This window comes from Microbacterium sp. 1.5R (assembly GCF_007667425.1).
In the GTDB taxonomy this organism is placed as follows: domain Bacteria; phylum Actinomycetota; class Actinomycetes; order Actinomycetales; family Microbacteriaceae; genus Microbacterium.
The window spans coordinates 1,696,833-1,722,803 of sequence record NZ_VDRC01000001.1; the positions used below are offsets into that span (position 1 = coordinate 1,696,833).

Annotated in this window: 27 protein-coding genes; 13 read left to right on the plus strand and 14 right to left on the minus strand. The window is 69.7% G+C overall.

Translation table 11 applies throughout. The features are described from left to right. Positions 1 to 14: 14 nt before the first annotated feature. The 4 genes from FSY98_RS08180 to FSY98_RS08195 are packed head-to-tail and all read left to right on the plus strand — an operon-like array spanning position 15 to position 5,467. On the plus strand, positions 15 to 2,177 hold the full coding sequence (locus tag FSY98_RS08180; protein ID WP_222119127.1) for an alpha-galactosidase: 2,163 nt from the start codon (positions 15 to 17) through the stop codon (positions 2,175 to 2,177). Continuing rightward, on the plus strand, positions 2,177 to 3,106 hold the full coding sequence (locus FSY98_RS08185; RefSeq protein ID WP_144875624.1) for a carbohydrate ABC transporter permease: 930 nt from the start codon (positions 2,177 to 2,179) through the stop codon (positions 3,104 to 3,106). Before FSY98_RS08180 ends, FSY98_RS08185 begins: the two co-directional genes overlap by 1 nt. 4 nt (positions 3,107 to 3,110) lie before the next feature. Further along, a complete protein-coding gene (locus tag FSY98_RS08190; protein WP_144875625.1) occupies positions 3,111 to 4,067 on the plus strand; it encodes a carbohydrate ABC transporter permease in 957 nt (318 codons plus the stop codon). Between the two features lie 41 nt (positions 4,068 to 4,108). Next, the gene (locus FSY98_RS08195) at positions 4,109 to 5,467 is read left to right on the plus strand and encodes a sugar ABC transporter substrate-binding protein (RefSeq protein WP_144875627.1); all 1,359 of its coding nucleotides are present in this window, start codon (positions 4,109 to 4,111) and stop codon (positions 5,465 to 5,467) included. Between the two features lie 79 nt (positions 5,468 to 5,546). On the opposite strand, the gene FSY98_RS08200 is transcribed toward FSY98_RS08195, so the two are convergent. Further along, positions 5,547 to 6,536, minus strand: coding sequence for an aldo/keto reductase (locus tag FSY98_RS08200; protein ID WP_144875629.1), 990 nt, complete (start codon positions 6,534 to 6,536; stop codon positions 5,547 to 5,549). 32 nt (positions 6,537 to 6,568) lie between these two features. After that, positions 6,569 to 7,120: a hypothetical protein gene (locus FSY98_RS08205; RefSeq protein ID WP_260857320.1), complete on the minus strand. Its 552-nt coding sequence runs from the start codon at positions 7,118 to 7,120 to the stop codon at positions 6,569 to 6,571. 207 nt (positions 7,121 to 7,327) lie between these two features. Here FSY98_RS08205 and FSY98_RS08210 point away from each other — a divergent pair, with 207 nt between their 5' ends. From FSY98_RS08210 to arr, 3 genes are read left to right on the plus strand one after another with little or no spacing between them, the layout of a single operon-like run. After that, positions 7,328 to 7,561: a hypothetical protein gene (locus FSY98_RS08210; protein ID WP_144875631.1), complete on the plus strand. Its 234-nt coding sequence runs from the start codon at positions 7,328 to 7,330 to the stop codon at positions 7,559 to 7,561. Continuing rightward, positions 7,558 to 7,815 (plus strand): hypothetical protein, encoded by a 258-nt coding sequence (locus FSY98_RS08215; protein WP_144875633.1) that lies wholly within the window; start codon positions 7,558 to 7,560, stop codon positions 7,813 to 7,815. The genes FSY98_RS08210 and FSY98_RS08215 overlap by 4 nt, the downstream gene beginning before the upstream one ends. A 41-nt stretch (positions 7,816 to 7,856) precedes the next feature. Continuing rightward, positions 7,857 to 8,213 carry an NAD(+)--rifampin ADP-ribosyltransferase gene (gene arr, locus FSY98_RS08220; RefSeq protein WP_144875635.1) on the plus strand — a complete coding sequence of 119 codons (357 nt, stop codon included), beginning with the start codon at positions 7,857 to 7,859 and terminating at the stop codon, positions 8,211 to 8,213. A 46-nt stretch (positions 8,214 to 8,259) separates the two neighbouring features. On the opposite strand, the gene FSY98_RS08225 is transcribed toward arr, so the two are convergent. The 5 genes from FSY98_RS08225 to FSY98_RS08245 all read right to left on the minus strand — a co-directional run bounded on the left by FSY98_RS08225 (position 8,260) and on the right by FSY98_RS08245 (position 14,372). Continuing rightward, positions 8,260 to 9,039 carry a Pr6Pr family membrane protein gene (locus FSY98_RS08225; protein WP_144875637.1) on the minus strand — a complete coding sequence of 260 codons (780 nt, stop codon included), beginning with the start codon at positions 9,037 to 9,039 and terminating at the stop codon, positions 8,260 to 8,262. 47 nt (positions 9,040 to 9,086) lie between these two features. After that, the gene (manD, locus tag FSY98_RS08230; RefSeq protein WP_144875639.1) at positions 9,087 to 10,313 is read right to left on the minus strand and encodes a D-mannonate dehydratase ManD; all 1,227 of its coding nucleotides are present in this window, start codon (positions 10,311 to 10,313) and stop codon (positions 9,087 to 9,089) included. An 88-nt stretch (positions 10,314 to 10,401) separates the two neighbouring features. Then, positions 10,402 to 11,802 (minus strand): MFS transporter, encoded by a 1,401-nt coding sequence (locus FSY98_RS08235; protein ID WP_144875641.1) that lies wholly within the window; start codon positions 11,800 to 11,802, stop codon positions 10,402 to 10,404. Between the two features lie 54 nt (positions 11,803 to 11,856). Further along, positions 11,857 to 12,861: an L-idonate 5-dehydrogenase gene (locus FSY98_RS08240; protein ID WP_144875643.1), complete on the minus strand. Its 1,005-nt coding sequence runs from the start codon at positions 12,859 to 12,861 to the stop codon at positions 11,857 to 11,859. Then, complete coding sequence (locus tag FSY98_RS08245; protein ID WP_144875646.1) at positions 12,858 to 14,372, minus strand: mannitol dehydrogenase family protein; 1,515 nt, start codon at positions 14,370 to 14,372, stop codon at positions 12,858 to 12,860. Before FSY98_RS08245 ends, FSY98_RS08240 begins: the two co-directional genes overlap by 4 nt. A 150-nt stretch (positions 14,373 to 14,522) precedes the next feature. On the opposite strand from FSY98_RS08245, the gene FSY98_RS08250 reads away from it, so the two are divergent. The 3 genes from FSY98_RS08250 to FSY98_RS08260 all read left to right on the plus strand — a co-directional run bounded on the left by FSY98_RS08250 (position 14,523) and on the right by FSY98_RS08260 (position 17,033). Then, positions 14,523 to 15,491, plus strand: coding sequence for a LacI family DNA-binding transcriptional regulator (locus tag FSY98_RS08250; RefSeq protein WP_144875648.1), 969 nt, complete (start codon positions 14,523 to 14,525; stop codon positions 15,489 to 15,491). A gap of 100 nt (positions 15,492 to 15,591) precedes the next feature. Further along, on the plus strand, positions 15,592 to 16,779 hold the full coding sequence (locus FSY98_RS08255; RefSeq protein WP_144875650.1) for an NAD(P)/FAD-dependent oxidoreductase: 1,188 nt from the start codon (positions 15,592 to 15,594) through the stop codon (positions 16,777 to 16,779). A 68-nt stretch (positions 16,780 to 16,847) separates the two neighbouring features. After that, complete coding sequence (locus FSY98_RS08260; protein ID WP_144875651.1) at positions 16,848 to 17,033, plus strand: hypothetical protein; 186 nt, start codon at positions 16,848 to 16,850, stop codon at positions 17,031 to 17,033. Between the two features lie 11 nt (positions 17,034 to 17,044). On the opposite strand, the gene FSY98_RS08265 is transcribed toward FSY98_RS08260, so the two are convergent. Next, a complete protein-coding gene (locus FSY98_RS08265; RefSeq protein ID WP_144875653.1) occupies positions 17,045 to 17,740 on the minus strand; it encodes an aspartate/glutamate racemase family protein in 696 nt (231 codons plus the stop codon). A gap of 58 nt (positions 17,741 to 17,798) precedes the next feature. After that, positions 17,799 to 18,617: a shikimate 5-dehydrogenase gene (locus FSY98_RS08270; protein ID WP_186307585.1), complete on the minus strand. Its 819-nt coding sequence runs from the start codon at positions 18,615 to 18,617 to the stop codon at positions 17,799 to 17,801. Positions 18,618 to 19,172: 555 nt separating this feature from the next. On the opposite strand from FSY98_RS08270, the gene FSY98_RS08275 reads away from it, so the two are divergent. Then, a complete protein-coding gene (locus FSY98_RS08275; RefSeq protein ID WP_144875655.1) occupies positions 19,173 to 19,379 on the plus strand; it encodes a cold-shock protein in 207 nt (68 codons plus the stop codon). A gap of 92 nt (positions 19,380 to 19,471) precedes the next feature. Here FSY98_RS08275 and FSY98_RS08280 read toward each other — a convergent pair whose 3' ends face one another. Next, positions 19,472 to 20,137 carry an HAD hydrolase-like protein gene (locus FSY98_RS08280; protein WP_144875657.1) on the minus strand — a complete coding sequence of 222 codons (666 nt, stop codon included), beginning with the start codon at positions 20,135 to 20,137 and terminating at the stop codon, positions 19,472 to 19,474. 129 nt (positions 20,138 to 20,266) lie between these two features. Between FSY98_RS08280 and FSY98_RS08285 the strand changes: the two genes are divergently transcribed. Further along, entirely contained in the window at positions 20,267 to 20,674 is a 408-nt protein-coding gene (locus FSY98_RS08285) for a GPO family capsid scaffolding protein (protein WP_144875659.1), read from the plus strand. Positions 20,675 to 20,681: 7 nt separating this feature from the next. On the opposite strand, the gene nucS is transcribed toward FSY98_RS08285, so the two are convergent. Then, entirely contained in the window at positions 20,682 to 21,377 is a 696-nt protein-coding gene (gene nucS, locus FSY98_RS08290; RefSeq protein WP_144875661.1) for an endonuclease NucS, read from the minus strand. A 34-nt stretch (positions 21,378 to 21,411) separates the two neighbouring features. After that, positions 21,412 to 22,647, minus strand: coding sequence for an MFS transporter (locus FSY98_RS08295; RefSeq protein ID WP_144875663.1), 1,236 nt, complete (start codon positions 22,645 to 22,647; stop codon positions 21,412 to 21,414). A gap of 60 nt (positions 22,648 to 22,707) precedes the next feature. Between FSY98_RS08295 and FSY98_RS08300 the strand changes: the two genes are divergently transcribed. Further along, entirely contained in the window at positions 22,708 to 23,769 is a 1,062-nt protein-coding gene (locus FSY98_RS08300; RefSeq protein WP_144875665.1) for a LacI family DNA-binding transcriptional regulator, read from the plus strand. A 58-nt stretch (positions 23,770 to 23,827) separates the two neighbouring features. Here the strand turns inward: FSY98_RS08300 and FSY98_RS08305 are convergent, their stop codons facing one another. Both FSY98_RS08305 and FSY98_RS08310 read right to left on the minus strand, forming a co-directional pair. Beyond that, positions 23,828 to 25,333 (minus strand): hypothetical protein, encoded by a 1,506-nt coding sequence (locus tag FSY98_RS08305; protein WP_144875667.1) that lies wholly within the window; start codon positions 25,331 to 25,333, stop codon positions 23,828 to 23,830. Between the two features lie 45 nt (positions 25,334 to 25,378). Beyond that, complete coding sequence (locus FSY98_RS08310; protein WP_260857321.1) at positions 25,379 to 25,852, minus strand: L-rhamnose mutarotase; 474 nt, start codon at positions 25,850 to 25,852, stop codon at positions 25,379 to 25,381. Between the last annotated feature and the right edge of the window lie 119 nt (positions 25,853 to 25,971).

A 25,971-nucleotide genomic window follows, 5' to 3' on the forward strand; every position in this document is an offset into this window, starting at 1 on the left:
AGGCAAGGGTGCTGATGGGAACGACCGACTCAGGCGTGTTCGTACTGGACGGCGATGACGTGCAGGTGATCGTGGATGCGCGGTCAGCCGAGGTTCCGCGCATCGTGCACTGGGGTCGCCCGCTCGGCCTCGATGCTGACGGCCTGCGCACGTTCGCCGACGCCAGCGTCCCGCAGATCGCGTCGAACAGCGTCGACTCCCCCGTGCCGTTCAGCATCGTCCCCGACGCCAGCCGTGGCTGGAACGGAGCCCCCGGTGTAGAAGGCCACCGCGCCGGGTCCGATTTCGCCCTGCAGCTCTCCCTGCGCTCCGCGGCTCTCGACACGGCATCCGACCCCCGCGTCGCCGCCCGCCTCGTCGTCGACCTCGTCGACGACGACCTCGCCGTCTCGGCCCACCTGCTGCTCGACGTGCTGCACTCCGGCCTCGTGCGATCGCGGCTGTCGGTGCGCAACGACGGCACTGCGCCGTACACCGTCGACGCCGTGCGCCTCGGTCTCCCCGTCCCGACCAGGGCGACCGAGGTGCTCGACTTCGCGGGGCGGCACATGCGCGAGGCGCAAGCGCAGCGGCATGCCCTCACCGTCGGCACCCACGCACGGGAGGGGCGCCACGGGCGCACCGGGCACGACGCCAGCCTGCTTTACGCCGTGGGCACCGCGGGGTTCGGCTTCCGTCGCGGCGAGGTCTGGGCGGCGCAGACGGCGTGGAGCGGCAACCACCGCACCTTCGTCGAGCGCCAGACGAACGGCCGCACGATCCTCGGGGGCGAGGAGATCCTGCTCCCCGGCGAAGTCGTGCTCGCCGCCGGTGAGGAGTACGAGACGCCCTGGATCTACGGTTCCTACGGTCGTGGGATCGACGAGGTCGGCACCCGCTTCCACCGCCACCTGCGCGCGCGCTCTAGGCACCGCGCCACCGTGCGCCCGGTCGTGCTCAACACCTGGGAGGCCGTGTACTTCGACCATGAACCCGGCGCGGTGTTCGACCTCGCCAGCAGTGCCGCCGCGGTCGGCGTCGAGCGCTTCGTGCTCGACGACGGATGGTTCCTCGGCCGCCGCAGCAAGCAGGCCGGTCTCGGCGACTGGACGGTCGACCGCACCATCTGGCCCGATGGCCTGCGCCCGCTCGCGGATCACGTCCGCGGCCTCGGCATGGAGTTCGGTCTCTGGTTCGAGCCGGAGATGATCAACCCCGACAGCGACGCCGCGCGCTCGCACCCCGAGTGGATCCTGGGGGCGGGGCATCGCAACCCGCCCACCTCGCGCTACCAGCAGGTGCTCGACCTGCAGAACCCCGAGGCGTACGCGCACGTGCGCGACGCGATCGCCGGACACGTGCGCGAGCTCGACCTGGCCTTCATCAAGTGGGACCACAACCGCGACCTCATCGACGCCGGTCGCGAAGGCGGGCGCGCGGCGGTGCACGGGCAGACCCTCGCGTTCTACCGGCTGCTCGACGACCTGCATGCGGAGTTCCCCGACCTCGAGATCGAGTCCTGCTCGTCCGGCGGCGCGCGTTCCGACCTGGAGGTGCTCGAGCGCTCGGACCGCATCTGGGCGAGCGACTGCATCGACGCGCACGAGCGCCAGCGCATCGACCTGTGGACCGGCGTGACGGTGCCGCCCGAGCTACTCGGCTCGCACATCGGCTCCGACGTCGCGCACGCGACCGGTCGCCGGCACCGACTGTCGTACCGGGCGATGACCGCGCTGATGTCGAACCTCGGCATCGAGTGGGACCTTCGCGAGGCGAGCGAGGACGACCTCGAGGCGCTGCGCGGCTGGGTCGATCTCTACAAGCAGCTTCGTCCGCTGCTGCACAACGGCGACGTCGTGCGTTCGGACCACCCCGACCCCTCGCTCAGCATCCGCGGCGTGGTGGCACCCGACCGCGGTGACGCGGTGTTCTCGATCGCGGCGGTCGCCACGGGCGTCGGCGCTCCTCCCGGTGCGGTGACGCTTCCGGGACTCGACCCGACCGCGCTCTACGACGTGCGGTCCGCGGCGCCCGCCGACGGCGTGCTGCAGTACAACGGTCACCCGCTCCCCGCGTGGTGGGCCTCCGGCATCCGCACCACCGGCGAGGCGCTGGGCCATGCCGGCGTGCAGCTGCCGGCGCTCGCGCCCGACAACGCCGTGCTCATCCGCGCCACGCGGGTGCAGGAGGTGCGCTGATGGCCACCGAGACCGTCGTGATCGCCACCGAGGGGCGCACCCGCCGACGTCCGCACCGTCCTCTCGGCCGTGAGAACCTTGCGGGCTGGCTGTTCGCCGCCCCCGCGATCATCGGCTTCGCCGTGTTCTTCGTGTGGCCGGCGCTGCGCGGAGCGTACTTCAGCTTCACGAAGTACAACCTGCTCACCGAGCCCGAGTGGGTCGGGTTCGACAACTACACGCGACTGTTCTCCGACGCCGTGTTCTGGAACGCCCTCGGTGTGACCGCGTACTACGTGCTCCTCAACATCGGGCTGCAGACGGTCCTCGCGCTCGGCGTCGCGGTGCTGCTGCACCGATTGACGCAGTCGCTGATCATCCGCGGCATCGTGCTCCTGCCGTACATGATCGCCAACGTCATCGCCGCGCTCGTCTGGTTCTATCTCTTCGACTACCAGATCGGGCCGATCAACGAGATCATCGCGTGGGCGGGACTCGACCGCATCGCGTTCCTCGGCGATCAGGCGTGGGCGATCCCCACGATCGCGTTCATCAACGTGTGGCGGCACCTCGGCTACACCGCGCTGCTCATCTTCGCGGGTCTGCAGATGATCCCGCGCGACGTCTACGAGGCCGGCGCGATCGACGGGGCGGGCGAGGCGCGCATGTTCCGCAGCATCACGCTGCCCCTGCTCCGACCTGTGCTCGCGATGGTGCTCGTCATCACGGTGACCGGTGCGTTCCAGGTGTTCGACACCGTGGCGGTGACGACCGGCGGAGGCCCCGTCAACGCCACCCGCGTCATCAACTTCTACATCTACGACGTGGCCTTCACCCGGGGCGACTTCGGCTACGGCTCGGCGCTCGCGGTCGCACTGTTCGTGCTGCTCGCAGTGTTCACCTTCATCCAGCTCCGCGCGACGCGCGCCAACCAGACCGACCTGGGGTGACCGCATGACCACCACCGTTCAGACCCGTCCGCTCGACGCCGACACCCCCGGCGCGCCGGGGACCACTGCCGAACGCCCCCGACGCCGCAAGCGCTCGGTCGGCAAGATCGTCGCGTGGGCGCTGCTCGGCATCCTGCTGGTGATCACGCTGTTCCCGTTCTTCTGGATGCTGCGCACGTCGTTCTCGAACAACCTCTCGCTCTCGAGCGATCCGGGGTCTCCCTTGCCGGTCGACTTCACCCTCGGTGCCTACCAGCGGGTGCTGGGTCTCGCGAGCACGTCGGAGGCGATGGCCGAGGGCGGCTCCGGCGCCTCGATCGACTTCTGGCTCTATCTGCGCAACTCCGTGATCGTGGCCACCCTGATCACCCTCGGGCAGGTCGTCTTCTGCTCGATGGCCGCGTACGCGTTCGCGCGGCTGCGGTGGACGGGCCGCGACCTCGTGTTCGGCGTGCTGCTGTGCGCGCTCATGGTGCCCGTCATCTTCACGACGATCCCGAACTTCATCACGATCCGCGACCTCGGGCTGCTGAACACGCACCTCGGCATCGCCCTGCCGACCATGCTGATGACGCCCTTCGCCATCTTCTTCCTGCGGCAGTTCTTCCTCGGCATCAGCCGTGAGGTCGAAGAGGCCGCGATCCTCGACGGCGCCGGTCACGTCCGCCGCTTCACCTCGATCGCGCTCCCGCTGTCGATCTCCCCGATCGCGACCCTCGCGATCCTCACCTACATCAACAGCTGGAACGAGTACTTCTGGCCGCTCGTCGTCGGCCGGGCGGAGGACGTCCGCGTGCTCACCGTCGCCCTCGGAGTCTTCCGCTCGCAGACACCGCAGGGCGGCCCCGACTGGGCGGGCCTCATGGCGGCGACGCTCATCGCGGCGCTGCCGGTCATCGTGCTCTTCCTCCTGCTGGGCAAGCGCATCATCAACTCCATCGGCTACTCGGGCACGAAGTGACCCGGGCTCTCCTCAGAAGCACCCGAAACGAAAGGCACTCAATGAAGACCGTGCAGAAGATCGCCGTCGCAGCGCTCGCGACCGGCACCCTCCTGGCCGTGACCGCCTGCTCAGGCGGCGGCGGCGGTGGCGGCGCCGGCGGCGGAGCGGAGGGCGAGGCCTCGCTGCGCTACTGGCTCTGGGACTCGAACCAGCTCCCGGCGTACGAGCAGTGCGTGGCCGACTTCACCGAGGCGAACCCCGACATCTCGGTGAAGATCGAGCAGGTGGGGTGGAACGACTACTTCGAGACCCTCACCACGAGCCTCGTCGGCGGCGACGCCCCCGACGTCATCACCAACCACGCGTCGTTCTACCCCGAGCTCGCCTCGTCGGGCAAGCTCCTCGCTCTCGACGACGTCGACGTCGACCTCGACTCCTTCCGCGACGGCCTGGCCGAGCGCTGGGTGGGGGAGGACGGTCAGCGCTACGGCCTGCCGAAGGACTGGGACACGGTCGCCACCCTCTTCAACGCCGGCTACCTGACGGAGGCGGGATACACCCCCGAAGACCTCGCCCAGCTCGAGTGGAACCCCGACGACGGCGGCACGTGGGAGGAGACCATCGCGCACCTGACCGTCGACGCGAACGGCGTGCGCGGCGACGAGCCCGGTTTCGACAAGGGCAACGTCAGCGTCTACGGCCTCGGCCTCAAGGCGAAGTCGGGCATCGGCGCCTTCGGGCAGACGCAGTGGAGCCCGTACGCGCTCACGAACGACTGGACCTACGCCGACAAGAACCCGTTCGGCACCGAGTTCAACTACGGTGACGACGCCTACATCGAGACCATCGAGTGGTGGGCCGGCCTCATCGAGAAGGGCTACATGCCCTCGTACGAGTCCGCGATCTCGGGCACGAGCATCCAGGAGGCGTACGGCGCCGGCCGCTATGCGCTCGTCACGGACGGCAGCTGGAACGCCAAGGCGTACTTCGGCATGACGGGTGTCGAGACGGGCATCGCCCCGCTCCCGGTCGGCCCCAGTGGAGACCGCGCGGGCGTCATGAACGGCCTCGCCGATTCGGTCATCGCCGGCACGAAGTTCCCGGAGGCGTCCAAGAAGCTCGTCGCCCACCTCGCGACCCCCGAGTGCCAGGACATCGTGGCCGACGCGGCCGTCGTGTTCCCGGCGGTCGAGTCGTCGAGCGAGAAGGCGCGCACCGCCTTCCTCGACGCGGGCATCGATGTGTCGGTCTACTACGACGCCTTCGAGGCCGGCGACTACGTCGAGGCGCCCATCGCCAACAACTGGAGCTCGATCCTCGCGATCATGGAGCCTGCGGTCGAGGCCGTGCTGCTCGGCCAGGGCGACGCCGGCACCCTCAAGCAGGGCGCTGACGAGGTCAACAACCTCTTCCAGTAGTCACCTGCGATAAGGGCCCGGATGCTGCGCGATGCGGCATCCGGGCCCTGTGCGTGTCCGCGGCGAGTTCGCGAGGCTCTCAGAACCCCTCGGGCGCCCTGGGCGTGTAGGCGCTCTCGAGGATCTCGACCTCGGAGTCGTCGAGGCGGATGCCGACGGCGGCCACCGCATCGTCGATGTGCCCGACGCGCGTCGCGCCGACGATCGGCGCGGTCACGGCATCCTGCTGCGCCACCCAGGCGAGGGCGATCTGCGCGCGGGAGACGCCGCGGGCGTCGGCGACGCGGGCGACCGCCTCGACGATCGCGCGATTCGACTGCTCCTCGCTCCGGTAGAGGGTGGAGCCGAACGTATCGGATTCGGTGCGGGTCGTCGTGTCGTCCCAGTCGCGGGTCAGGCGTCCGCGGGCGAGCGGAGACCACGGCAGCACGCCGGCGCCGGAGTCGAGGCAGTACGGGTGCATCTCGCGCTCCTCCTCGCGCTGCAGCAGGTTGTACTGGTCCTGCATCGAGACGAACGGCGTCCATCCGTTCTGCAGGGCGACGTGCTGCGCGGTCGCGAACTGCCAGGTCCACATCGACGAGGCGCCGATGTAGCGCGCCTTGCCAGATCGCACGACGTCGTTCAGCGCCTCCATGGTCTCCTCGATGGGTGTCTCAGGGTCCCACCGGTGGATCTGGTACAGGTCGACGTAATCGGTGCCGAGGCGGCGCAGGCTCGCGTCGATCCCGCTCAGGATGTGCCCGCGACCGAGCCCCGCCTGGTTGGCGCCCGCTCCCATGCGGCCGTGCACCTTCGTGGCGATCTCGATCTCGTCGCGCTGCGCGAAGTCGGCGAGGGCGCGCCCGACGATCTCCTCGCTTGTGCCGTCCGAGTACACGTCCGCCGTGTCGAACGTCGTGATCCCCGCTTCGACCGCGTGCCGGATGAGCGGACGGCTCGCCTCCTCGTCGAGAGACCACGGATGCGCTCCCCGGTCGGGGACGCCGAAGCTCATGCATCCGAGCACCACCGGCGAGATCCGCAGACCGGAACCGCCGAGCCTCACACTGTCCTTCGCCTCGAGCATGCGTCTCCCTCTCGTTCGGTGTCGGTTCGACACTAATCCGCGGGAGGGGTCACACAGCCCGGCGGCTCGGAATTGCCGCTGATAGTGAAGTCGTCGCAGGTCAGGAAGAGCGCCTGCGACGTGCCGAGCAGGAACGACGCCCCCGCGATCGCGACCACCGTCAGCAGCACGCCGAATCGCGCCCGCAGTCGCAGCTCGGAGAAGAGTTCGGGCCACACGATGCGGCAGATGCTCCACAGGGTGAACGGGATGCCGACCAGGCCGACCGCGATTCCGAGGAGCTCCACGAGCGAGACGGCGAGATCGCCGTCGGAGGTGCCGGTGGCGAACGACAGCGCCAGCCAGAGCGACGGGATGCTCAGCGCGATGACGCGACCCCATCGACGTCGACCGCGGGGCTGCGCGAGCACGACGACCAGACCGGCGATCGAGACCACCCAGACGGTCAGCAGCTGATCGAAGAACAGCTCGCCCCAGGCGCCGAGGGTGAAAACGGGCCACCACACCGCGATCGACATGCCGATGAGGACGAGGGCGAACGTGCGCGTCGATGGCCGGGCGGCATCCGTCGTGTCGGTGCTCATACGCCGATCCCCAATCGTCGTGACTCTCGCTCGCCGACGCGCTCGCCGCGTCGTGATGATGCTACGCCCGCCGCGCGCTCGGGCGACGGAGTCCACAGTCGTCGACCGACGGATCGGATACCCGCGCTGCCAGGCGCTGTCAACCGCCCTGCGCTCGCCGTGGATACGCGCGACCATGGACGTCCGCCACCCCTACAGGAGGACTCCATGACGAACATCGACGCATTCGCGAACAGCTTCGAGCCGGAGATGCCCGGCGTGCCGCACACGGAGGACCCGACCGACGGAACCTTCCCGACCGACACCGAGCAGCCGGAGACGCAGGGCGACGAGCCGCTCGAGGCCGAGATCGGCGAAGACGGCCAGGGCGACCTGGCTCCGGAGGACGAGGGGTCGCAGCACAGCGGCGACGCTCCCGACGACCTGCGGGTCTCCGAGTGAGCGACGCAGATCGCGCAGACCACACGCCGGACCCCGCGGCGGAGCCCGACGCGAAGGATCGCATCGCCGCACTGCTCGACGAACGCGGCGGAGACGATCCGGATGCCGTGGGCGACGTTCCGGCCGGCGGTGCCGGTGCCGACTCGGGCGGTGCGGGCGCCGTGCGCGTCGACCCCGCCTCGAAGGGCGAGGTGAAGGACGAGTCGATCCACAACGACGAGCCGGGTATCGGCACACGCCGCTCGGGAGACTGACGGCTCTTCTGCGAGGCGGAACGCGGTCGTAGGCTGTGCGGGTGACAGGCGCACTCGACGACGGCCCGTTCTTCCACGGTACGAAGGCCGACCTGCAACACGGTGAGCTGCTGACCGCGGGGTTCCGGTCGAACTATCGACCAGAGGTCGTGATGAATCACGTGTACTTCACGGCATTCCGCGACGGTGCCGGTCTCGCGGCCGAACTCGCCCCGGGTGACCGCGAGCCGCGCGTCTACGAGGTCGAGCCCCTCGGCGCCTTCGAGAACGACCCGAACGTCACCGACAAGAAGTTCCCGGGCAATCCGACGCGGTCGTACCGCAGCGCAGAGCCCCTGCGGGTGGTGGGCGAGGTCGTCGACTGGACGCGATCGTCTGCAGAGGCGCTCGCCGACTGACGCTCGAAACTCGCCGCCCTGCACGCCGACCCGCGGGCCGAGATCCTCAACTGAGGCGCGTGTGGTCTCGCTCTGCGCGCTGGCGACCGGCGACGCGTGCGAGCAGGCGGTCGATCACGACGAACACGAATCCCACCGCGACCAGCGCGATCGTCAGGGCGACGACCCACTGCGTGACACCCGGGATTCCGAGGGCGCCGACGTCCATGAACGGGTACGGGTACCGCTGACCCGGCACGAACTCGCCGCCGAGCGCACCGTACACGAAGGCCCAGACGAGATACGCGTACGGGACGAGGATCCAGGCGAGCGGGTCGGTCCAGCGGAACGCCCCCTTCGGTACGAACAGCAGCCAGTCGGCGATCAGCAGAGCCGGTGTCGCCACGTGCACGAGGGTGTCGGTCAGCGAGAAGATGTCGGTGTCGCCGGCGGTGACCCGCGTCGGTACGAGCACGACCAGGTAGATGAGCATCGTGACGGTGATCGCCATCATCACGGCTCCGCTCAGGCGGGCGCTGGGCGTCGACGTGCCTCGCGTTCCGGATCCGCGCAGGTCGCCGGTCGTGCGCGCGACGAGCACCAGCATCCACCCCAGGCAGATGAGGTTGCTGACCATCGTGTAGTACAGCAGGGTCGTCGCGTCGAACGTCCCGTCGACGATCCCCGCATTGCGTGCGACGCCCGTGGCGATGAGGGTCACGGCGATGAGTCGGTACGCGAGGGCCAGCGGACGCCAGCCGATGGCAGCGTCAGCGAGGAGGGGTGCGTGCGGCTCGACGGCCGGGAGATCGGATGCCGCGGGCGGGGTCACGACGGCTTTCGACATGCTTCGAGGCTACGCGCCCTCGGCCGGTGCGTGCTGCGCGCGAGGAGTCACCAGTCGTGGACTGTGCCGTCGAGCAGCCGGTTCACGGGCAGGTAGGCCTTGGCATACTCGTGGCCGGCGGCGGCATCCTCGTCGAGCTCGACGCCGAGTCCCGGCTGCTCGCCCGGGTGCAGGAAGCCCTTGTCGAAGGTGAACGACGTCTGGAAGACCTCGAGCGTCTGCTCGTTGTGCGGCATGTACTCCTGGATGCCGAAGTTGTGGATCGCGAGATCGAGGTGGAGCGCTGCGGCCATGCCGACGGGCGAGATGTCGGTCGGACCGTGGATGCCGGACTTGATGCCGTAGATCGCGGCGAAGTCGAGGAGCTTCTTCATGGCGGTGATGCCGCCGGTGTGCGTGACCGCCGAGCGGACGTAGTCGATGAGCCGCTCTGTGATGAGCGTCTGGTAGTCGTGCACGGAGTTGAAGACCTCGCCGATCGCGAGCGGCGTCGTGGAGTGCTGGCGCACGAGGCGCAGCGCGGTCTGGTCTTCGCCCGGTGTGCAGTCCTCGAGCCAGAACAGGTCGTACGGCTCGATGTCCTTGGCGAAGCGCGCTGCCTCGATCGGCGACATGCGGTGGTGGCCGTCGTGCAGGATGCGCAGGTCGGTGCCGAAGTCCTCGCGGATGCGCGAGAAGATCCCCGGCATGTGGTTCAGGTAGTTGCGCGTGTCCCAGGTCTCCTCGCTGGGGCGGTCCCCCGAGCGCTTGGCGGGCTCGTAGTCGTAGCGCACGCCGGGGCCGGCGTTCGAGACGCCGTAGATCTGACCGAGGCCCGGCACGCCGGTCTGCACGCGCACGGCGGTGTAGCCGAGCTCTTCGTAGCCCGCGATGGCGTTCTTGAGCGCCTCGTAGTCGGTGCCTGACGCGTGCGCGTAGACGCGGACGCCCTCGCGACTCGCGCCGCCGAGCAGCTGGTACAACGGCATCCCGGCCTTCTTGGCCTTGATGTCCCACAGCGCCATGTCGACGGCGGCGATCGCGGCCATCGTCACGGGTCCGCGGCGCCAGTACGGTCCACGGTAGAGGTACTGCCAGGTGTCTTCGATGCGGTCCTCGTCGCGGCCGGTCAGTGTGGAGGCGACGTGGTCGGAGAGGTACGAGGCCACGGCGAGCTCGCGGCCGTTGAGGGTCGCGTCGCCCCAGCCGACGATCCCGTCGGAGGTCGTGATCTTGAGCGTGACGAAGTTGCGCCCCGGGCTGGTGATGATGACGTCGACGTGCTCGATGGCCATGGTGTTCTCCTGCGTATCGGAAAGGTGGTCGGGTGCGGCCGCCGTCGGGTCGGCGGCCGCACCCCGTCTCAGTGGTGGTCTCTCGGCGTCACATGGCGGCGCGCGGATCGGTGAGATCGCGCCCCGTCCACTCGGGAGCCCAGATGGCGGCGATGAGGGCGGATGCCGTGAACACGCCCATCAGGATCATGACGGGCACGATGCTGCCGGTCGTCGCCGAGACCCATGCCGCGACGATGATCGGACCAAGGCCGGTGGCGACGATGGCGGCGATCTCGCGCACCACGGCGGTGAGCGTGTAGCGGTTGCGGGCGCCGAAGATCTCGGGGATCGAGATGTTCTCCATCGACGCGAGGCCGAGCACCGACACGTTGTGGATGATGGCGTAGCCGACGAAGACTGCGCCGACCTCGGCGGTGTTGATGAGCAGCAGCGTCGGGACGATCAGCAGCAGCGAGAGCGACGACATGATGATGTACATGCGACGGCGGCCGAACCTGTCGCCGAGGAAGCCCATGAGCGGGATCGTGAGGAAGCCGATCAGCGACGAGACGATGACGACCTCGGGGCCGACCTCCTTCGACATCGCGAGCGTGATCGTGATGAACGAGATGAGATACGTCTGCACGAGACCCGAGTTGCCCGCCTGGCCGAAGCGCAGGAGGAACGACACGATGATGGCCTTGATCGGCTTGCGCTGCAGCGACTCCAGGGTGCGGATGTCGTTGGTCTCGGTGGCGAGCTTGACGACCTCGTCGCGCGACAGCGCCTTGCCGTCGACGACGTCGGTGCGCTCCTCGAAGACCGGGCTCTCCTTGAGGTTGAACCGCACCCACAGGGCGAAGAGCATGATCACGGCGCTGCCGATGAAGGGGATGCGCCAGCCCCACTCGATCACGTCGGACTCGAGCATGACCGCGAGCAGGATCGCCCAGATCGCCGAGGCGAACAGCGTGCCGCAGTTGGTGCCGAGCGCGACGAGGGACGCGACGACGCCGCGGCGGTTGTCGGGTGCGTACTCGGAGAGCATGACGCCGGCGCCCGAGATCTCCGCACCGGCGCCGAAGCCCTGGGCGAGTCGCAGGATGACGAGGAGGATCGGGGCGAGGATGCCGACCTGCTGGTACGTCGGCAGGAAGCCGATCAGCGTCGTCGCCGCGCCCATGAGCAGGATCGTGTAGAACAGCACCTTCTTGCGACCGATGCGGTCGCCGATGCGGGCGAACACGAAGGCGCCGATCGGACGCGCGATGTAGCCGACGCCGTAGGTCGCCATGGCGAGGACGACGGCGACGCCGGGGGAGTCGCCGGCGAAGAACAGCTGGCTGAACACGAGCGCGGCGGCGAGCGAGTACAGCTGGAAGTCCATGAACTCGAGGGCCGTGCCGAGCCAGCCGGAGACGGCCGCGCGGACGAGGTCGCCCATGGAGCGCTTGGCGACGGGCGGTGGGGCGGACACGTCCGCACCGGGGAGGGAGGAACTGCTCATCGGAATACTCCTTTGTAGTGATGTGCGCTCGGGCGCGCGGGGCAGTGGGTGTCGCTAGAGGGCCAGCAGGACCTTGGCCGAGGCGGACGAGTCGCGGGCGAGCTCGAAGGCCTGGACGGCGTCGGATGCCGGGAGGACGTGGGAGATGACGGAATCGAGGGCGTCGGACTCGGCCAGCAACGCGACGGCGTCGTCAATCTCGGTGGAGAAGCGGAAGGCGCCGCGGATGGTGAGCTCCTTCGCGAGCATCGGTGCGAGATTCACGCCGATCTCCGCGTTCGCGAGCATGCCCACCTGCACGACCGTGCCCGCGCGTCGCGCTGCGCGCACGGCCTGGGTGAGTGCCACACCCACCCCCGAGCACTCGAACACGACGTCGTACGACCCGTCGTCGATCGCGTCGCGGCCGACGAGGGCGATCTCGGTCGCGCCGAGAGCCTGAGCGCGGGCGAGGGGCTCCTCGCGCACGTCGCTCGCACCGACCGTCGATGCGCCGGCGTGCACGGCGGCCGCGACGACGAGGAGTCCGATGGGACCCGACCCGATCACGAGCACGCGCTTGCCGCGGATGCCGTCAGCGAGGCTCACGGCGTGGATCGCCACGGCCAGCGGCTCGGCGAGGGCCGCGCGCTCGAGCGGCAGGCTCTCGGGGAGGACGCGGACCATGTGGCCTTCGACGATCAGCAGCTGGGATGCTCCGCCCTGACGGTGCGGATTCGCCGCGGCGCTGCCGAGGTAGTCGCCGCCGGGGCGCAGGTGCGGACGCTCCTCCAGACCCGGGACGGAGGCACCGTATCGGGCAGGGTGCACGGTCACCGGCGTGCCGGGGGCGAGACGGCCGGACGGGTCGAGGTCGACGACACCGGACAGCTCATGCCCCGGGGTCAGCGGTTCCCGGATGGTGTACTCGCCGTTGGCGCCGTGGAAGTAGTAGTGCAGGTCGGAGCCGCAGATGCCGACGTAGTTCACCCGCAGGCGCACCTCGCCGTCGCCGGGGATCGGGGCCTCGCGGTCCTCCCAGCGGATGTCTTCCTTGCCGTGGATGGCGAGAGCCTTCATGGCTGCATCTCCTTCGTGGGGGTTCGTGAGGCGTCGACCGCATCGGTGATCGCCGCGTCGACGCCGCGGCGTCGGATGGTGTCGACGAGGTCGCCGACGCGCTCGATGAAAGCATCCTGCTCCCCGAGCTCCGCACCGAACAGGTGCAGTTCGGCGATCACGCGGCGCGCGAGTTCGAGCCCGTCTCGCGCGGTGGCGGCGAGGGCGCCGAGGCGTTCGCGCGCGGCATCCGTCATCGCGGCCGCGTGGAGTCCGGGGTCGAAACCGGGCAGCGGGGCGACGCACGACAGGTATCCGGCGACGGTGAGCGCGATGAGGTGCGGCATCTCTCCGCGCGACAGCGACAGCAGTGCGGGTTCGGGGATGCGCTGCCGCAGCTTGACCGATCCGTCGGTGCCGACCTGGCTCGTGCGATGGCCCAGGGCGGTGTTCGCCCAGCGCTCGAAGAGCTCGGCCTCGTATGCGCGGATGTCGACGCCCGAGGGGACCTCGATCGACGGCTCGTACTCGTCGCGGAGCACTGCGCGCGCCGCCCGCTCGATGCCGTCGATGCCGATGGCGGCCGGGATCGTGGCTGCGCCGCGCAGCGCGCCGAGGTACGCGATGAGGGAATGGGTGCCGTTGAGCAGCCGCACCTTCATCTGCTCGTAGCGGGCGACCTCGTCGGTGAACACCGCGCCGCCGGCCTGCCACGCGGGTCGACCGCCGGCGAAGGCGTCTTCGATGGCCCACATCGAGAACGGCTCGCCCGGCACCGGGATGTCGTCGCGAGCGCCGAGCAGGGAGCTCACGCGTATCCGCAGCTCGGGGGTCGTCGCCGGCACGATGCGGTCGACCATGCTCGAGGGGAAGGCGACTGCGCGGTCGAGGAAGGCCAGTGCGTCCGCGCCCTCGGCGCCGGGCAGCTCGTGCAGGAACTCGCGGACGAGCTTCTCGGTGTGCTTGCCGTTGGCGGCGAGGTTGTCGCAGCTGAGGATCGAGATCGGTGCGCCGCCGGCGGCCGCGCGCGACTGGAGCCCCCGAGCCAGCTGTCCGATGGTGGATCGCGGTGCGCCGCCGCGCAGGTCGGCCCGCACGGTCTCGTCGTCGAGGTCGAGCCGCTGGCTGGCGGCGGAGTAGCTGTAGCCGTTCTCGGTGACCGTGAGGGTGACGATGCGGATGCCGGGGTCGGCGATCTGGGCGACGACTCGGTCGGGTTGCTCCGCGCCCACGAAGGCGTCGGTATGCGCCCCAGGGATCGAGAGCGAGGTGGTGTCGGGAGAGATCGTCGCGACCGAGTACAGCATGTCCTGCGCGTGCAGTGCGTCGACGATGGTCCGGGAACGAGAGGCGACGCCGACGATGCCCCAGTCGCCGCCTTCGGCCTGGAGCGCGGCGGCGGTGTACACGGCCTGGTGGGCGCGGTGGAAGCTCCCGAGACCGAGGTGCAGGATCCCGGCGCGGGCGGGTTCTGCCTGCGCCGTCGTCGAGGTGCGAGCAGTGCGGCTGAGGGCCGGTGCGGGATGGCTCACGCTGTGGCTCCTTCGCTGTGGGCCGCGCACCACGCAGGGTGATCGGCGATGATCGTCATGTAAGAAGTGTGTATCAGTTGTACAAACTTGTCAAGCAGTCTTACATCGCCGCGGGGGATCGTAGGATTGCACGAAAGACGGAGGATGCTCGTGGCAGCGACACTGACGGACGTGGCCCGCCATGCGGGCGTGTCCATCGCGACCGCGTCGCGGGCCTTCGGCGAACCCGATCGCCTCGCCCCCGGCACCTTGGGGCGTGTGCTCGAAGCCGCCACCGAGCTCGGCTATGCGACTCCGCAGTCGGCGGCCACCGCGACGCGGACGTTCGGCGTGATCCTGCCCGACGTCGCCAACCCGGTGTACGGGACTCTGCTGAAGGCGATTCAGGGGCAGGCCTGGCACGGTCGGCATCGCATCGTCGTCTTCGATGCCGACGAAGACCTGCGCCGCGAGCGGGAGCAGATCGAGCAGGCTCGGAAACTGGACGGGATGCTGCTCTGCTCGCCGCGTCTGCCGGACGCCGAGGTGCTCGCCCTGGTCGGCGACACCCCGTACGTGGTCGTCAACCGTCAGATCGACGGGGCTCCGTGCATCGTGATGGATGCCGAGCACGGACCCGCGCAGGCGATCGAGCACCTCGCCGCCCTCGGCCATACGCACATCGCGTACGCGTCGGGTCCGCGCGGGTCGTGGGCCGACGTGCACCGCGCCGACACCGTCGCCCGCGCGTGCGAGCGCCACGGCATCCGCCTCACGCTCCTCAGTCATCAGGCCGCGTCGATCCAGGGCGGGCGCGCCGCCGCCGCACCCGCCGCCGCAAGCGGCGCCACCGCCGTCGTCGCGTACAACGACCTCGTCGCCCTGGGACTCGAAGCGGGGATGCTGGAGCTCGGCCGTCGGTGCCCCAGCGACGTCAGCATCGTCGGCATCGACGACATCGACCTGGCCGGCGCCGTCACCCCCGCGCTGACCACGGTGCGGATGCCCATCGACCGCAGTGGTTCGGTCGCCGTCGACCTCCTGCTGCAGATCCTCGCGGGCGGCGAGGTCGGCGATCTCGCCCCTCTCGCCTCGCAGCTCATCGTGCGCGGGTCGACCGCCGCACCGCCCGCAGCCTGACGGTCTGCGACGGGCCGCTCCCGCTTTCCGACCGAAGGGGATGCGAGGCCCGGATGCAAGAGGCTGGCGCAGATCCGTTCTCGGCGGGATGCTCGGGGTCATGAGCAGATCTGCGACGAAGTCCCTCGGTCCGATCGTCATCGTCGGCGGCGGCAATGCCGGCGTCTCGATCGCGGCCCGTCTGCGCCGGCGCGGAGTCGCCGACGTGACGATCGTCGAGCCGCGGCGCGAGCACGTGTACGCGCCGCTGCAGTCGCACATCGCCGGAGGCGTCGCCGAGCGACGCGAGGTCGTCCGCTCGCAGGCGCGCGTCACGCCCCGCGGGGTGACCTGGGTGCCGGAGCGGGTCGTGGCGGTGCACGCCGGGGAGAATTCCGTCGAGCTGGAATCCGGCACGCGCCTCGACTACGGCCAGCTGATCATCGCGGCGGGCATCGATCAGCGGTGGGACGCGATCCCGGGACTGCAGGAGGCGGCGGCCGACGGATCCCTGGTCTCGAACTACACCCTCGACCTGGCCGAGGCGGCGTCGACCGCGCTCCGCGATCTCGATGCGGGCACGGTCGTCTTCACGCAGTCGGCGGAGCCGGCCTCCTGCGCCGGTGTCGCGCAGAAGCCGATGTACCTCGCCTGCGATCGGTGGAGGGAGCGCGGAGTGCTCGACCGCATCCGAGTGGTCTTCGTCTCTCCGGAGCCGGCGCCCTTCCACATCGGAGCCGTCGCGTCCGAACTGCGCCGGACGCTCGACGCCTACGGCATCGAGGCGATCTACAACGCCGACCTCGCCGAGGTGCGGCCGCAGGCCTCCGAGCTGGATGTCGTGGTCGACGGGCAGACCACCACGATCGGCTACGACGTCCTGCACGCCTCGCCTCCGCAGGCGGCTGCCGCGTGGATCGCCGAGAGCGGACTGCAGGGCGAGGACGGATTCGTCGACGTCGATCGCGAGACCCTCCGTCACCGGCGGTGGGACAACGTCTGGGCACTGGGCGATGCCGCCTCGCTCACCCGCATCCGCTCCGGCGGGGCGATCCGCTCGCAGGCGAAGGTCATCGCCGACGCCCTCACGCGCCCGGACAGGAAGCGACGGTACGACGGCTACAGCGAGACGCCGTTCACCGTCACCGCGCACTCCGCGGTGTTCGCGGAGTTCGATCGTCGCGGGCGGCTGCAGCCGTCCATCCCGTGGTGGCGGACGCTCTATCGCGAACGACGGTTCACCTACGTCATGGACAGATGGGTGCTGCCGTGGGTGTACTGGAACCTCATCCTCACCGGAAGGGCGTGACGGTCCGATCGGCGGGCGGCTGCGCGTCGTCCGATCGACTCCCGGATCGCAGACAGAAGGAGATCACCGTGTCGAACACCGACGGATCCATCCCCGCAGGGCGAGCCGCGGTCGGCCGCACCACCGACGGTGCGGAGCGCCGGCCGGGGGACGTCGGCGCCCCCGCGGACTCCGACGCTCAGGCGGTCATCACCGCGCACCTCGAGGCCAGGGAGGGCGAGGGATCAGGGGAGCTCCTGTACGTGGGCGACTGACCCCCCGCGGGTCAGGCGACCCCGAGCGCCCGGTCGACGGCGGCCTCGACGTGCAGGGCCGTGGTCGGGAAGACCGGCACGGGGGCGTCGTCGGCCGAGACGAGCAGCTCGATCTCCGTGCACCCGAGGATGATGCCCTCGGCGCCCTCCGCGACGAGGCGCTCGATCACCTCCCGATAGCACTCACGCGATTCCTCGCGGATCTGACCGTGTACGAGCTCGTCGTAGATCACGCTGTGCACCCGGTGGCGGTCGTCGGCGCCGGGCACCAGGGTGCGGATGCCGCGGGCGGCCAGTCGATCCCGGTAGAAGGGCTGCTCCATCGTGAACGCCGTGCCGAGCAGGCCCACCGTCGACAGGCCCGCGCGGGTCACGGCGTCGGCCGCGACATCGGCGATGTGCAGGAACGGGATGCCGACGGCCTCCTCGATCCGGTCAGCGACGAGGTGCATCGTGTTGGTGCAGAGCACGAGCAGCTCCGCTCCCGCGCTCTCGAGGGCGCGGGCCCGCGTTGCGAGCAGCTCGCCGGCGGCATCCCACTCGCCCCGCGCTTGCATCGCCTCGACCTCGGCGAAGTCGACCGAGTCGAGCACGATCTTCGCCGAGTGATGCCCGCCGAGGCGGTCGCGCACCCGTTCGTTCGCCAGGCGGTACCACTCGAGCGAGGACTCCCAGCTCATGCCCCCGAGTACACCGATCGTCTGCATCTCCGGTTCCTTCCCGGCACCGCCTGTGCCCGTCGTTTCCGCTGTCGTGTGAGGCGCGTCACTGCGCGCGCATGAACTCCTCCGCCGCACGCACCTGCTCGGTCGACGGACGGATGCCGGTGTAGAGCACGAACTGCTCGAGCGCCTGCAGCGTGGCGACCTCTGCGCCCGTGATGACGGTCTTCCCCGCGGCCCGAGCCGCCTGGATGAGCGGCGTCTCAGCGGGAAGGGCCACGACGTCGAACACGACGGATGCCGCGGCGATCTGCTCCGCGTCGAACGCCAGTGACTGCGCCTCGGCGCCGCTGGCCATGCCGATCGGTGTGATGTTCACGATGACGTCGGCGGACGCCCCCGCGGCATCCGGGATCCAGGCGAAGCCGTAGAGGTCGGCCAGAGCACGACCGCGCTCCTCGTTGCGGGCGGCGATGGTTACCGCGGCGAAACCGGCGTCGCGGAAGGCAGCCGCGGTGGCCTTCGCCATCCCGCCCGATCCGCGCAGGAGCACCGATGACCCGCGGTCGAGACCGCGGCGTTCGATGAGCTGGGCGATCGCGCTGTAGTCGGTGTTGTGCGCCGAGAGCACGCCGTCGTCGTTGACGATCGTGTTGACGGAGTCGATCGCCGCTGCGGAGGCGTCCATCCGGTCGACGAGGGCGATCACGTCCTCCTTGTAGGGCATCGACACGGCGCAGCCGCGGATGCCGAGCCCGCGCACACCCGCGATGGCCTGCGCGAGGTCGGTCGGAGCGAACGCCTTGTAGATCCAGTTGAGCCCGAGCTCTTCGTAGAGGAAGTTGTGAAAGCGGGTGCCGTTGTTGCTCGGTCTCGCCGACAGCGAGATGCACAGCGTCATGTCCTTGTTCAGCATGGTCACCGGATCAGGCTACCCAAAGGGTCGTGAGGGGCGTCTGCGGGAACGCTCTCAGGACACGGCGGCAGCCCCTTGGCGCGGTCGCGTTTCCTCGTTTATGGTGAAGGTGCATGCACAGGGGATTGATCGCTCCGTCTCCCCCAGATGACGGACTGCCTTCCCCAGAGGCAGAAGCGATCCGTGCATGCGATTGGGCCCCCTCGAGTCGCTCAGTCCCCAATGGGCCACTCGAGGGGGCCGCTCTTTGTTGTGGGTTTCCTCGATTTTCGCGTTTTGTCCCCCTTTTGGGGGACAAAAACTTCTCGGAGGGGTTACGCTGGAGTCTGACGCACCCTCCGGTCGTCTTCGGCCCTCATCGCTCCCCCCGCGGTGAGGGCCACACCATTTCCCGGGCGAGAACCGCGCTCCGGTCGCCTCCCCTTGTGACGACGAGGGGTCACTCGTGCAACATTTGGGTTACGGGCTGACACCGGGACTTCCGCTCGGCGCGTGCTCCGCTAGCGTGGAGCGCGTCGGTGCATCCTGCGTCGGCTTCTTTTCCAGCAGAACAGGCAGTAAATGGCTACTCAGGGCACGGTCAAGTGGTTCAACTCGGAGAAGGGCTTCGGCTTCATCTCCCCCGACGACGGCGGCGCTGACGTTTTCGCGCACTACTCCGCCATCCAGTCTTCCGGCTATCGCTCGCTGGAGGAGAATCAGCGAGTCGAGTTCGACGTCGCGCAGGGCCCCAAGGGCCTGCAGGCCGAGAACATCCGTCCTCTCTGAGGCGGGCGATCTTCAGAGCTCCCTGACCGGGTGCCGCAACGAGCGCGGCATCCGGCGGGGAGTTCTGTGCTTTCGCAGGGTCTCGAGCGCTCTCAGCCGAGCAGAAGCGAGCGCAGATCGGCAGCCGTCGAGACGCGGAAGGCCGCGTCGTCGCCCTCGTGCGATGCGCTGAATCCCCAGTCGACGAAGATCACCGGCACGTCGTTCGCCGCGCCGCCTTCGACGTCGTGGTGCCGATCGCCGATGAGGACGGGCCTCGACGTGTCGACACCGCGCGCGTCCAGGCGGCGCAGCGCCTCGGCGACGATGTCGGTCTTCGTCGCGAGGGTCGCCTCGTCCGGCGTTGCGCCGACCGTCGTGAGGAAGTACGGGCGCAACTCGAGGAAGTCGACGATGGCGTCGACCTGGATCTCGGGCTTCGAACTGGCCGTCGCCTGCGGGACGCCGGCCGCATGCAGGTCGCGGAGGATCTCCGGCACCCCCGCGTAGGTGGCGATGTCGGTGGTGTAGCCGTCGGCCTTGCCGAGCGTGCGGTAGAACGACACGGCCTCGGTCGCCTGCTCGGGAGTCATCCCCGCCTGAGCCTGGAACGAGTCGAACATGGGCGGACCGATCCAGTGGATGAGCTCGTCGCGCGTCGGGGCGGGACGGCCGAAGTGCGTCAGCGCGATGTCCAGTCGACGGAGGATCCCGACGGACGCGTCGACGATCGTGCCGTCGACGTCCCACAGCACGCAGGAGTAGGGGGAGAGAGGCATACGTTCCAGCCTATGGCCACTCTTCCCGCACAGAATCCGGGCCGGCGAGGTTATCCCCGGATGCCGGGATGCCGGATCTCATGAGGCTAGCCTCGGGACACCCCTACGGCAGGGGCGGAGACTGGGGGGATGTACGTGTCGATGGAAGTGATCGCGATCATCGCGTGCGGGGTGTCGGTGATCGTCGCGTTCGTCACCGCCTGCGGCTGGTTCCTCTCGAGGATGGATGCCCGATTCGCGAAGATGGATTCGCGGATGGACGCCCGCTTCGCGGAGATGGATTCCCGGATGGATGGGCGCTTCGCGCAGGTGGATGCTCGTTTCGCCCAAGTGGATGACCGTTTCGCCCAGGTGGATGATCGCTTCGCCCAGGTGGATGCTCGTTTCGCCCAGGTGGATGCTCGCTTCGTACAGGTGGATGCGAGCTTCGCGCAGGTGCAACAGGCACTCGGGGAGCTGCGCCAGGGCCTGCAGGATGTCACGGTCGCCGTCGCCCGGTGGGAGGGTCCGCCGCGGCGGCTCATCGTCGGCGGCTGACCGGACGTCAGAAGAGCCGCGGGATGCCGGACTCGATGCCCTTCATGTCGTCGTAGTCGAGGACGAGACACCGGATGCCGCGATCTTCCGCGAGAACTCGCGCCTGCGGCTTGATCTCCTGCGCGGCGAACACGCCTTGCACCGGGGTGAGGTGCGGGTCGCGGCGAAGGAGTTCGAGATAGCGCGTGAGCTGCTCGACTCCGTCGATGTCGCCACGGCGCTTGACCTCCACCGCGATGGCCACACCCTCGGCATCCCGGACGAGCAGATCGACCGGGCCGATCGCCGTGGGGTATTCGCGGCGGACGAGAGTCGCGCCGTCGGCGATGCGCTCCACCTGCTCGGCGAGCAGACGCTGCAGATCGGCCTCGACGCCGTCCTTCTGCAGTCCTGGGTCGACACCGAGGTCGTGATTCGAGTCATGGATGAGCTCGTAGATCTGCACGCGCAGGGCGTCGCCCGTCTTCTTGTGCGTCACGCGCCAGACCTCGGTGACACCGGCGATCGACTCCTCTTCGCCCGGCTCCTCGGTCGCGAGGGTGCAGGGAGGGCTCATCCAGTTGAGTGGCTTGTAGCTGCCGCCGTCGGAGTGCACGAGCAGACTCCCGTCGCCCTTGTGCACGAGCAGACGCGTGGCGAGGGGAAGGTGGGCATTCAGCCGCCCGGTGTAATCGACGGAGCAGCGGGCGATGACGAGACGCACCCGACGAGCCTAACCGCATCGGGGGCGACCGCTGTCAGCCGGTCGCCGCCGGGGTCTTCTCGTCGTCACGAAGAGGACGTGCGGCCCCCGAGAACAGGCCGGAGAGCACGGCGAGCCCCACGAGGATGAAGAGCGTGTCGAGCAGACCGATGTGCTCGCTGATGAAGCCGAGCACGGGCGGGCCACCGAGGAAAGAGATGTAGCCGATGGTGGCCGCCGCGCTCACGCGGGCCGCGGCCTTGGCCGGATCGTCGGCCGCGGCGGACATGCCGAGCGGGAACCCGAGCGATGCGCCGACCCCCCACAGCGCGGCGCCCAGAAACACCAGCGGCAGCGACGGCGCGAGGATGAAGAGCAGGATCCCGGAGGCAGCCGTGAGCGCGAGGATGCGCAGCACGACGACGCGACCGAATCGGTCGACGAGCGGACCGCCGGAGATGCGGACCGCGGTCATCGCGACGGAGAAGGTCGCCAGCGCGGCGGCGCCGACAGCAGTGCCGCCACCGTGGTCCTCCGCCACACCCAGCGCGAGCCAGTCGTTGGCGCCGCCCTCGGCGAACGACATGCCCAGCATCACCACGCCGATCGCGTAGGTGCGCGGCTCGCGCCAGGCCGCGAGGGCCACGTGCATCCGCTCGCTCCGGCGGGGCCGGTCGTCGACGTCGTGCACAGGGTCGGGCAACGCGGCGCGGGCCGGCACATTGGCGATGCCGACGATGCCGATCGCGGCGATGAGCGCGGCGGTGGCGAGCGTGTGTGCGAACACGTCGATGCGCAGCTGTGCGGCGAGGGCGCCGAGACCTGCGCCGATCACGGTGCCGAAGCTGAAGAAGGCGTGGAACAGCGGAAGGATCGTCTTCTTCGCGTACTGCTCGATCGCGGTCGCCTCGACGTTCATCATCACGTCGACGCTGCCGTTGCCGAGGCCGAACAGGGCGAGTCCGAGCAGCACGACCGGGAACGCGCCGAACACGTTCGCGCCGATGCCGATCAGGGCGATGCCGGAGGCGAAGGTGGCGATCGAGGCGAGCATCCCCCGCCGTACACCGATCCGAGCCATGACGGCCGGGCCGGAGGAGATGCCGACGATCGAGGCGATTCCCGCGCCCAGCAGCAGCATGCCCACCTGTGCCTTGTCGATCTCGAGCGCTGTCTTGATGTCGGGTACGCGCGACGCCCACGTTGCGACAGACAGTCCGCTGATGAAGAAGATCGCGAAGACCGCCGTACGCCACCGGACGTACTGAGTGCGCGAGAGGAGGTGCTGCATGGCGGACAGCCTATCGAATCGATTCGATCAGGCCCACTGCCGCCGGGTTATCCTCGGAGTATGAGCAGTCGTGAATCGCCGCGCCGTGCGACCATCGCCGATGTCGCGCGCGCAGCCGGTGTCGCGACCTCGACGGCATCGGTCGTCTTCAGCGGCAAGGCCAACGTCGCACCGGCCACTCGCGAGAGGGTGCTCATCGCCGCAGCCGACCTCGGCTACGCCGGACCCGATCCGCGCGCCGCTTCGTTGCGCCGCGGTCGGAGCGGCATCGTGGCGGTCGTGCTCGAAGGGCACTTGCGCGCGGCCTTCCTCGATCCGGTGACGACGGCGATGATGGACGGCCTCACCGACGGCCTCGCCGAGTTGAGCGCCGGCATCCTGCTCATGCGTGACGAGCCGGGCGACGACGGATCGCCGCTCGCCAGCGCCCCCGTCGACGCCGTGGTGCTGATCGGATGCTCGGGGCGCACGCGCGCCTCGCTCGACATCGTCCGGGGGCGGCAGCTGCCCGTCGTCGTGATCGAGGGCGATGCGGGCGACGGCATCCCGCGCATCACGCTCGACAATCAGGCGGCGGCAGCCGACGTTGCGGAGCATCTGCGTGGACTCGGCCACCGCGACGTCGCGCTGGTCACGCTGCCGCTGGATCAGGATCGCGTGCGGGGAGCGGTGACGCAGGAGCGCATCGACGTCGCGACCGTCGACGTCACCGTGGATCGTCTGGCCGGTATGCGCGAGGTCTTCCCCGATGCGCCGGCGATCTCGGCATCGGGCAGTCTCATCGACGAGGGGCTCCTGGTCGGCCGGATGCTGCTGGAGAACGCGTCGTCGAGACCCACCGCCGTCATCGCGCAGAGCGACCTGCTCGCCGTCGGAGTCATCCGCGCGGCGGAGGAGCTCGGACTGCGTGTGCCGCAGGATCTGTCGGTCGCCGGGTTCGACGGCATCGATGCCGACGGCCTCGGCGATCTCGTCCTCACGACGAGCGTGCAGCCGGCGGTGGAGAAGGGACGGGCCGCGGGGGAACAGGTCGCGCGAATGCTGCGGGGCGAGCCGGGGCTGTCGCAGCATCTGACCTGCCGCTTCCTCGTGGGGACCACGACGGCGGAACCCCGTCGCTGAAGGCCCCCGTCGCTGAGGGCCCCCGTCGCTGGCGGCTGAGCGCCGCTGCGGCTGCTGGTCAGGAGTGCGCCGTGCCGAGCGGCAGCGGGGTCGACGCGAAGTCGAGGATCGACCACCGACCGCAGTCCACGATCTCGTCCGGCACTGCGGAGACGGGCAGCTCCCAGGGCGCCGACTGCGAGTCCTGCACCAGGAAGGTGACCTCGCCCACCCGGAAGTCCGCGCGATTCACGAGCCAGGCATAGCCGTTCAGGCGGTGGTCGACCTGCACGAGCCGGGCGGGGTCCTCGAGGTGGAGCTTCGGCAGCCGTGCGGTCCAGAACTGCCCCGCGCCCGTGCGACCCGCCGCGTCGATCCAGTCGGTGACGCAGGCGAGATCGGGATCGGCCGACGAGCCGGATGCGGCGGTGGCGAGGTGGGGTGCGCTCACCGCGCCGCCGACGAGCATCAACGCTGCGGCGCCGGCCGCGACCCGGCGACGCGCCACGAGGGGAAGTCGCAGCGGGCGGGGGGAGGCGACGAGCGCGAGCATCGGCAGGAACGCGATCGGCTCCAGGTACCGTGCGGCGTGGGTGCCGAGCGCGATCGCGCCGAGGGTGACGGCGAGGGGAAAGGTCCACGATGCGGCGGCGACGAAGCGGGGCCCGGGGCCGTCGGCACGGATGCTGCGCACGACGCCGAGGATCAGGAGCGCGATCACGATGAACAGCGCGACCACCCCGAGCGGCGCCTGCAGACGTTCCGCGGTCAGGTGCGCGTAATAGTCGACCGACTCCCGCCAGAGGGTCGGCTGCGCGTATCCCGCACCCGTGTTCGCGATCCATGACCCGAACGGAATACGGAGGAGCAGGCCGAGCCCGACGCCCGTCAGCGTGGCGGACAGCAGACCGAGGACGGGCACCCGGTGTGCACGGCGGATCAGGAACGCGACCGACACGATGACGAACGGCGCCGCGAACCACGCGGCGTAGAGCGGATTCGTCAGGGTCGAGAGCGCGGCGACCGCGCCCAGGGCCACCACGAGGCCGACTGGTTGACTGCTGCCGTCGAGCACCCGACGGACGAGGCCGATCGACAGCACCACGGCGACGACCGTGGCCGAGTAGTAGGTCGTCGTGAGCTGCAGCGACGCGAGCTCCAGGGCGTCACGAGACGCCGACGCCTCGGTCATCGCCAGCAGTCCGAACACGGAGATCGCGCCGACCGACCAGCCGACGGGGGCGCGGTCGTCGCGCGCACGACCGGCGACGAGGCGGATGGCGCCGTAGAGCGCGAGGATGCCGATGACCGCACTCACCGCGAACAGTCCGTCGACCCCGAGGGGAAGCAGGACGCGGAGCACCGAGAACACGGCCGTCTCGGGGAGGAAGAGCACGCTCGACATCGCCCAGTCCAACGGCTCGCCGCTGAGGATCGATCGCGACAGGAGCGCCACGACGAGCGAGTCGCCGTCGCGGAAGAGCAGCTCGGCGCGAGGCGACGACGCCACGATCGCCGCCGTGGTCAGCGCGACGGCGGCGGCCAGCATCCATCCGGTCAGCTCCCGCACCCACGTCCGCGTCACGCGCCTACTCTGCCACGCGATCGCCCGGGGGAGCGGGCGGTGCGGTCAGGCGTCGCGCTGGGCGGCGAGGTCCCACACCTGCTCGAGCGGCGCGGTGCCCTCGGCGCCGTCGGCATCGCGGAAGAGCTCGACGAAACGACCGATGTCGGCCTGCCAGGCGTGGTCGGCAGGATCGTCGGCGAGCGCCGCGACCGCGGCATCCCAGTCGTCGCATTCGACGAGGTGGAACAAGCGACGGCCCGATCGCCAGATGGTCCAGTCGTGGATGCCGATGCGCGCGAACGTCGCCGCGAGGTCGTCGGGGATCCGTTCGTGGTTCGTGCGGTAATCGTCGATCGCGCCGTCGCGGATCTCGGAGTGCAGGGCGATGCGCATGTGTGGGGGCCTTTCGTCGGTTTCGGACCAGTGGCAGATCGCGACGGGCCCATCGGCATCCGTCGCCTCGACCAGGATGGCATCCCCGATCCCCTCTGCGGAGAGCGGCGCGGCCGGGCAGCGGGCCGTCGTCTCGTCGGGCATCGCGGCGAGATCGCGGGCAATCCGACGCTCGTGGCCTTACGACTTCCTTACGCCAGGTAAACTGGTCTACGACACCCGCCCGCCTGTGCCGATTCTCGGCCGACGAGCCTTGAGGAGCC

What these genes read in the sequence shown, in the direction of transcription:
- FSY98_RS08180 (WP_222119127.1), top strand. Translation starts at nt 15, where the DNA reads ATGGGAACGACCGACTCAGGCGTGTTCGTACTGGACGGCGATGACGTG.
- FSY98_RS08185 (WP_144875624.1), top strand. Translation starts at nt 2,177, where the DNA reads ATGGCCACCGAGACCGTCGTGATCGCCACCGAGGGGCGCACCCGCCGA.
- FSY98_RS08190 (WP_144875625.1), top strand. Translation starts at nt 3,111, where the DNA reads ATGACCACCACCGTTCAGACCCGTCCGCTCGACGCCGACACCCCCGGC.
- FSY98_RS08195 (WP_144875627.1), top strand. Translation starts at nt 4,109, where the DNA reads ATGAAGACCGTGCAGAAGATCGCCGTCGCAGCGCTCGCGACCGGCACC.
- FSY98_RS08200 (WP_144875629.1), bottom strand. Translation starts at nt 6,536, where the DNA reads ATGCTCGAGGCGAAGGACAGTGTGAGGCTCGGCGGTTCCGGTCTGCGG.
- FSY98_RS08205 (WP_260857320.1), bottom strand. Translation starts at nt 7,120, where the DNA reads ATGAGCACCGACACGACGGATGCCGCCCGGCCATCGACGCGCACGTTC.
- FSY98_RS08210 (WP_144875631.1), top strand. Translation starts at nt 7,328, where the DNA reads ATGACGAACATCGACGCATTCGCGAACAGCTTCGAGCCGGAGATGCCC.
- FSY98_RS08225 (WP_144875637.1), bottom strand. Translation starts at nt 9,039, where the DNA reads ATGTCGAAAGCCGTCGTGACCCCGCCCGCGGCATCCGATCTCCCGGCC.
- manD (WP_144875639.1), bottom strand. Translation starts at nt 10,313, where the DNA reads ATGGCCATCGAGCACGTCGACGTCATCATCACCAGCCCGGGGCGCAAC.
- FSY98_RS08235 (WP_144875641.1), bottom strand. Translation starts at nt 11,802, where the DNA reads ATGAGCAGTTCCTCCCTCCCCGGTGCGGACGTGTCCGCCCCACCGCCC.
- FSY98_RS08240 (WP_144875643.1), bottom strand. Translation starts at nt 12,861, where the DNA reads ATGAAGGCTCTCGCCATCCACGGCAAGGAAGACATCCGCTGGGAGGAC.
- FSY98_RS08255 (WP_144875650.1), top strand. Translation starts at nt 15,592, where the DNA reads ATGAGCAGATCTGCGACGAAGTCCCTCGGTCCGATCGTCATCGTCGGC.
- FSY98_RS08265 (WP_144875653.1), bottom strand. Translation starts at nt 17,740, where the DNA reads ATGCAGACGATCGGTGTACTCGGGGGCATGAGCTGGGAGTCCTCGCTC.
- FSY98_RS08275 (WP_144875655.1), top strand. Translation starts at nt 19,173, where the DNA reads ATGGCTACTCAGGGCACGGTCAAGTGGTTCAACTCGGAGAAGGGCTTC.
- FSY98_RS08280 (WP_144875657.1), bottom strand. Translation starts at nt 20,137, where the DNA reads ATGCCTCTCTCCCCCTACTCCTGCGTGCTGTGGGACGTCGACGGCACG.
- FSY98_RS08285 (WP_144875659.1), top strand. Translation starts at nt 20,267, where the DNA reads ATGTACGTGTCGATGGAAGTGATCGCGATCATCGCGTGCGGGGTGTCG.
- FSY98_RS08295 (WP_144875663.1), bottom strand. Translation starts at nt 22,647, where the DNA reads ATGCAGCACCTCCTCTCGCGCACTCAGTACGTCCGGTGGCGTACGGCG.
- FSY98_RS08300 (WP_144875665.1), top strand. Translation starts at nt 22,708, where the DNA reads ATGAGCAGTCGTGAATCGCCGCGCCGTGCGACCATCGCCGATGTCGCG.
- FSY98_RS08310 (WP_260857321.1), bottom strand. Translation starts at nt 25,852, where the DNA reads ATGCCCGACGAGACGACGGCCCGCTGCCCGGCCGCGCCGCTCTCCGCA.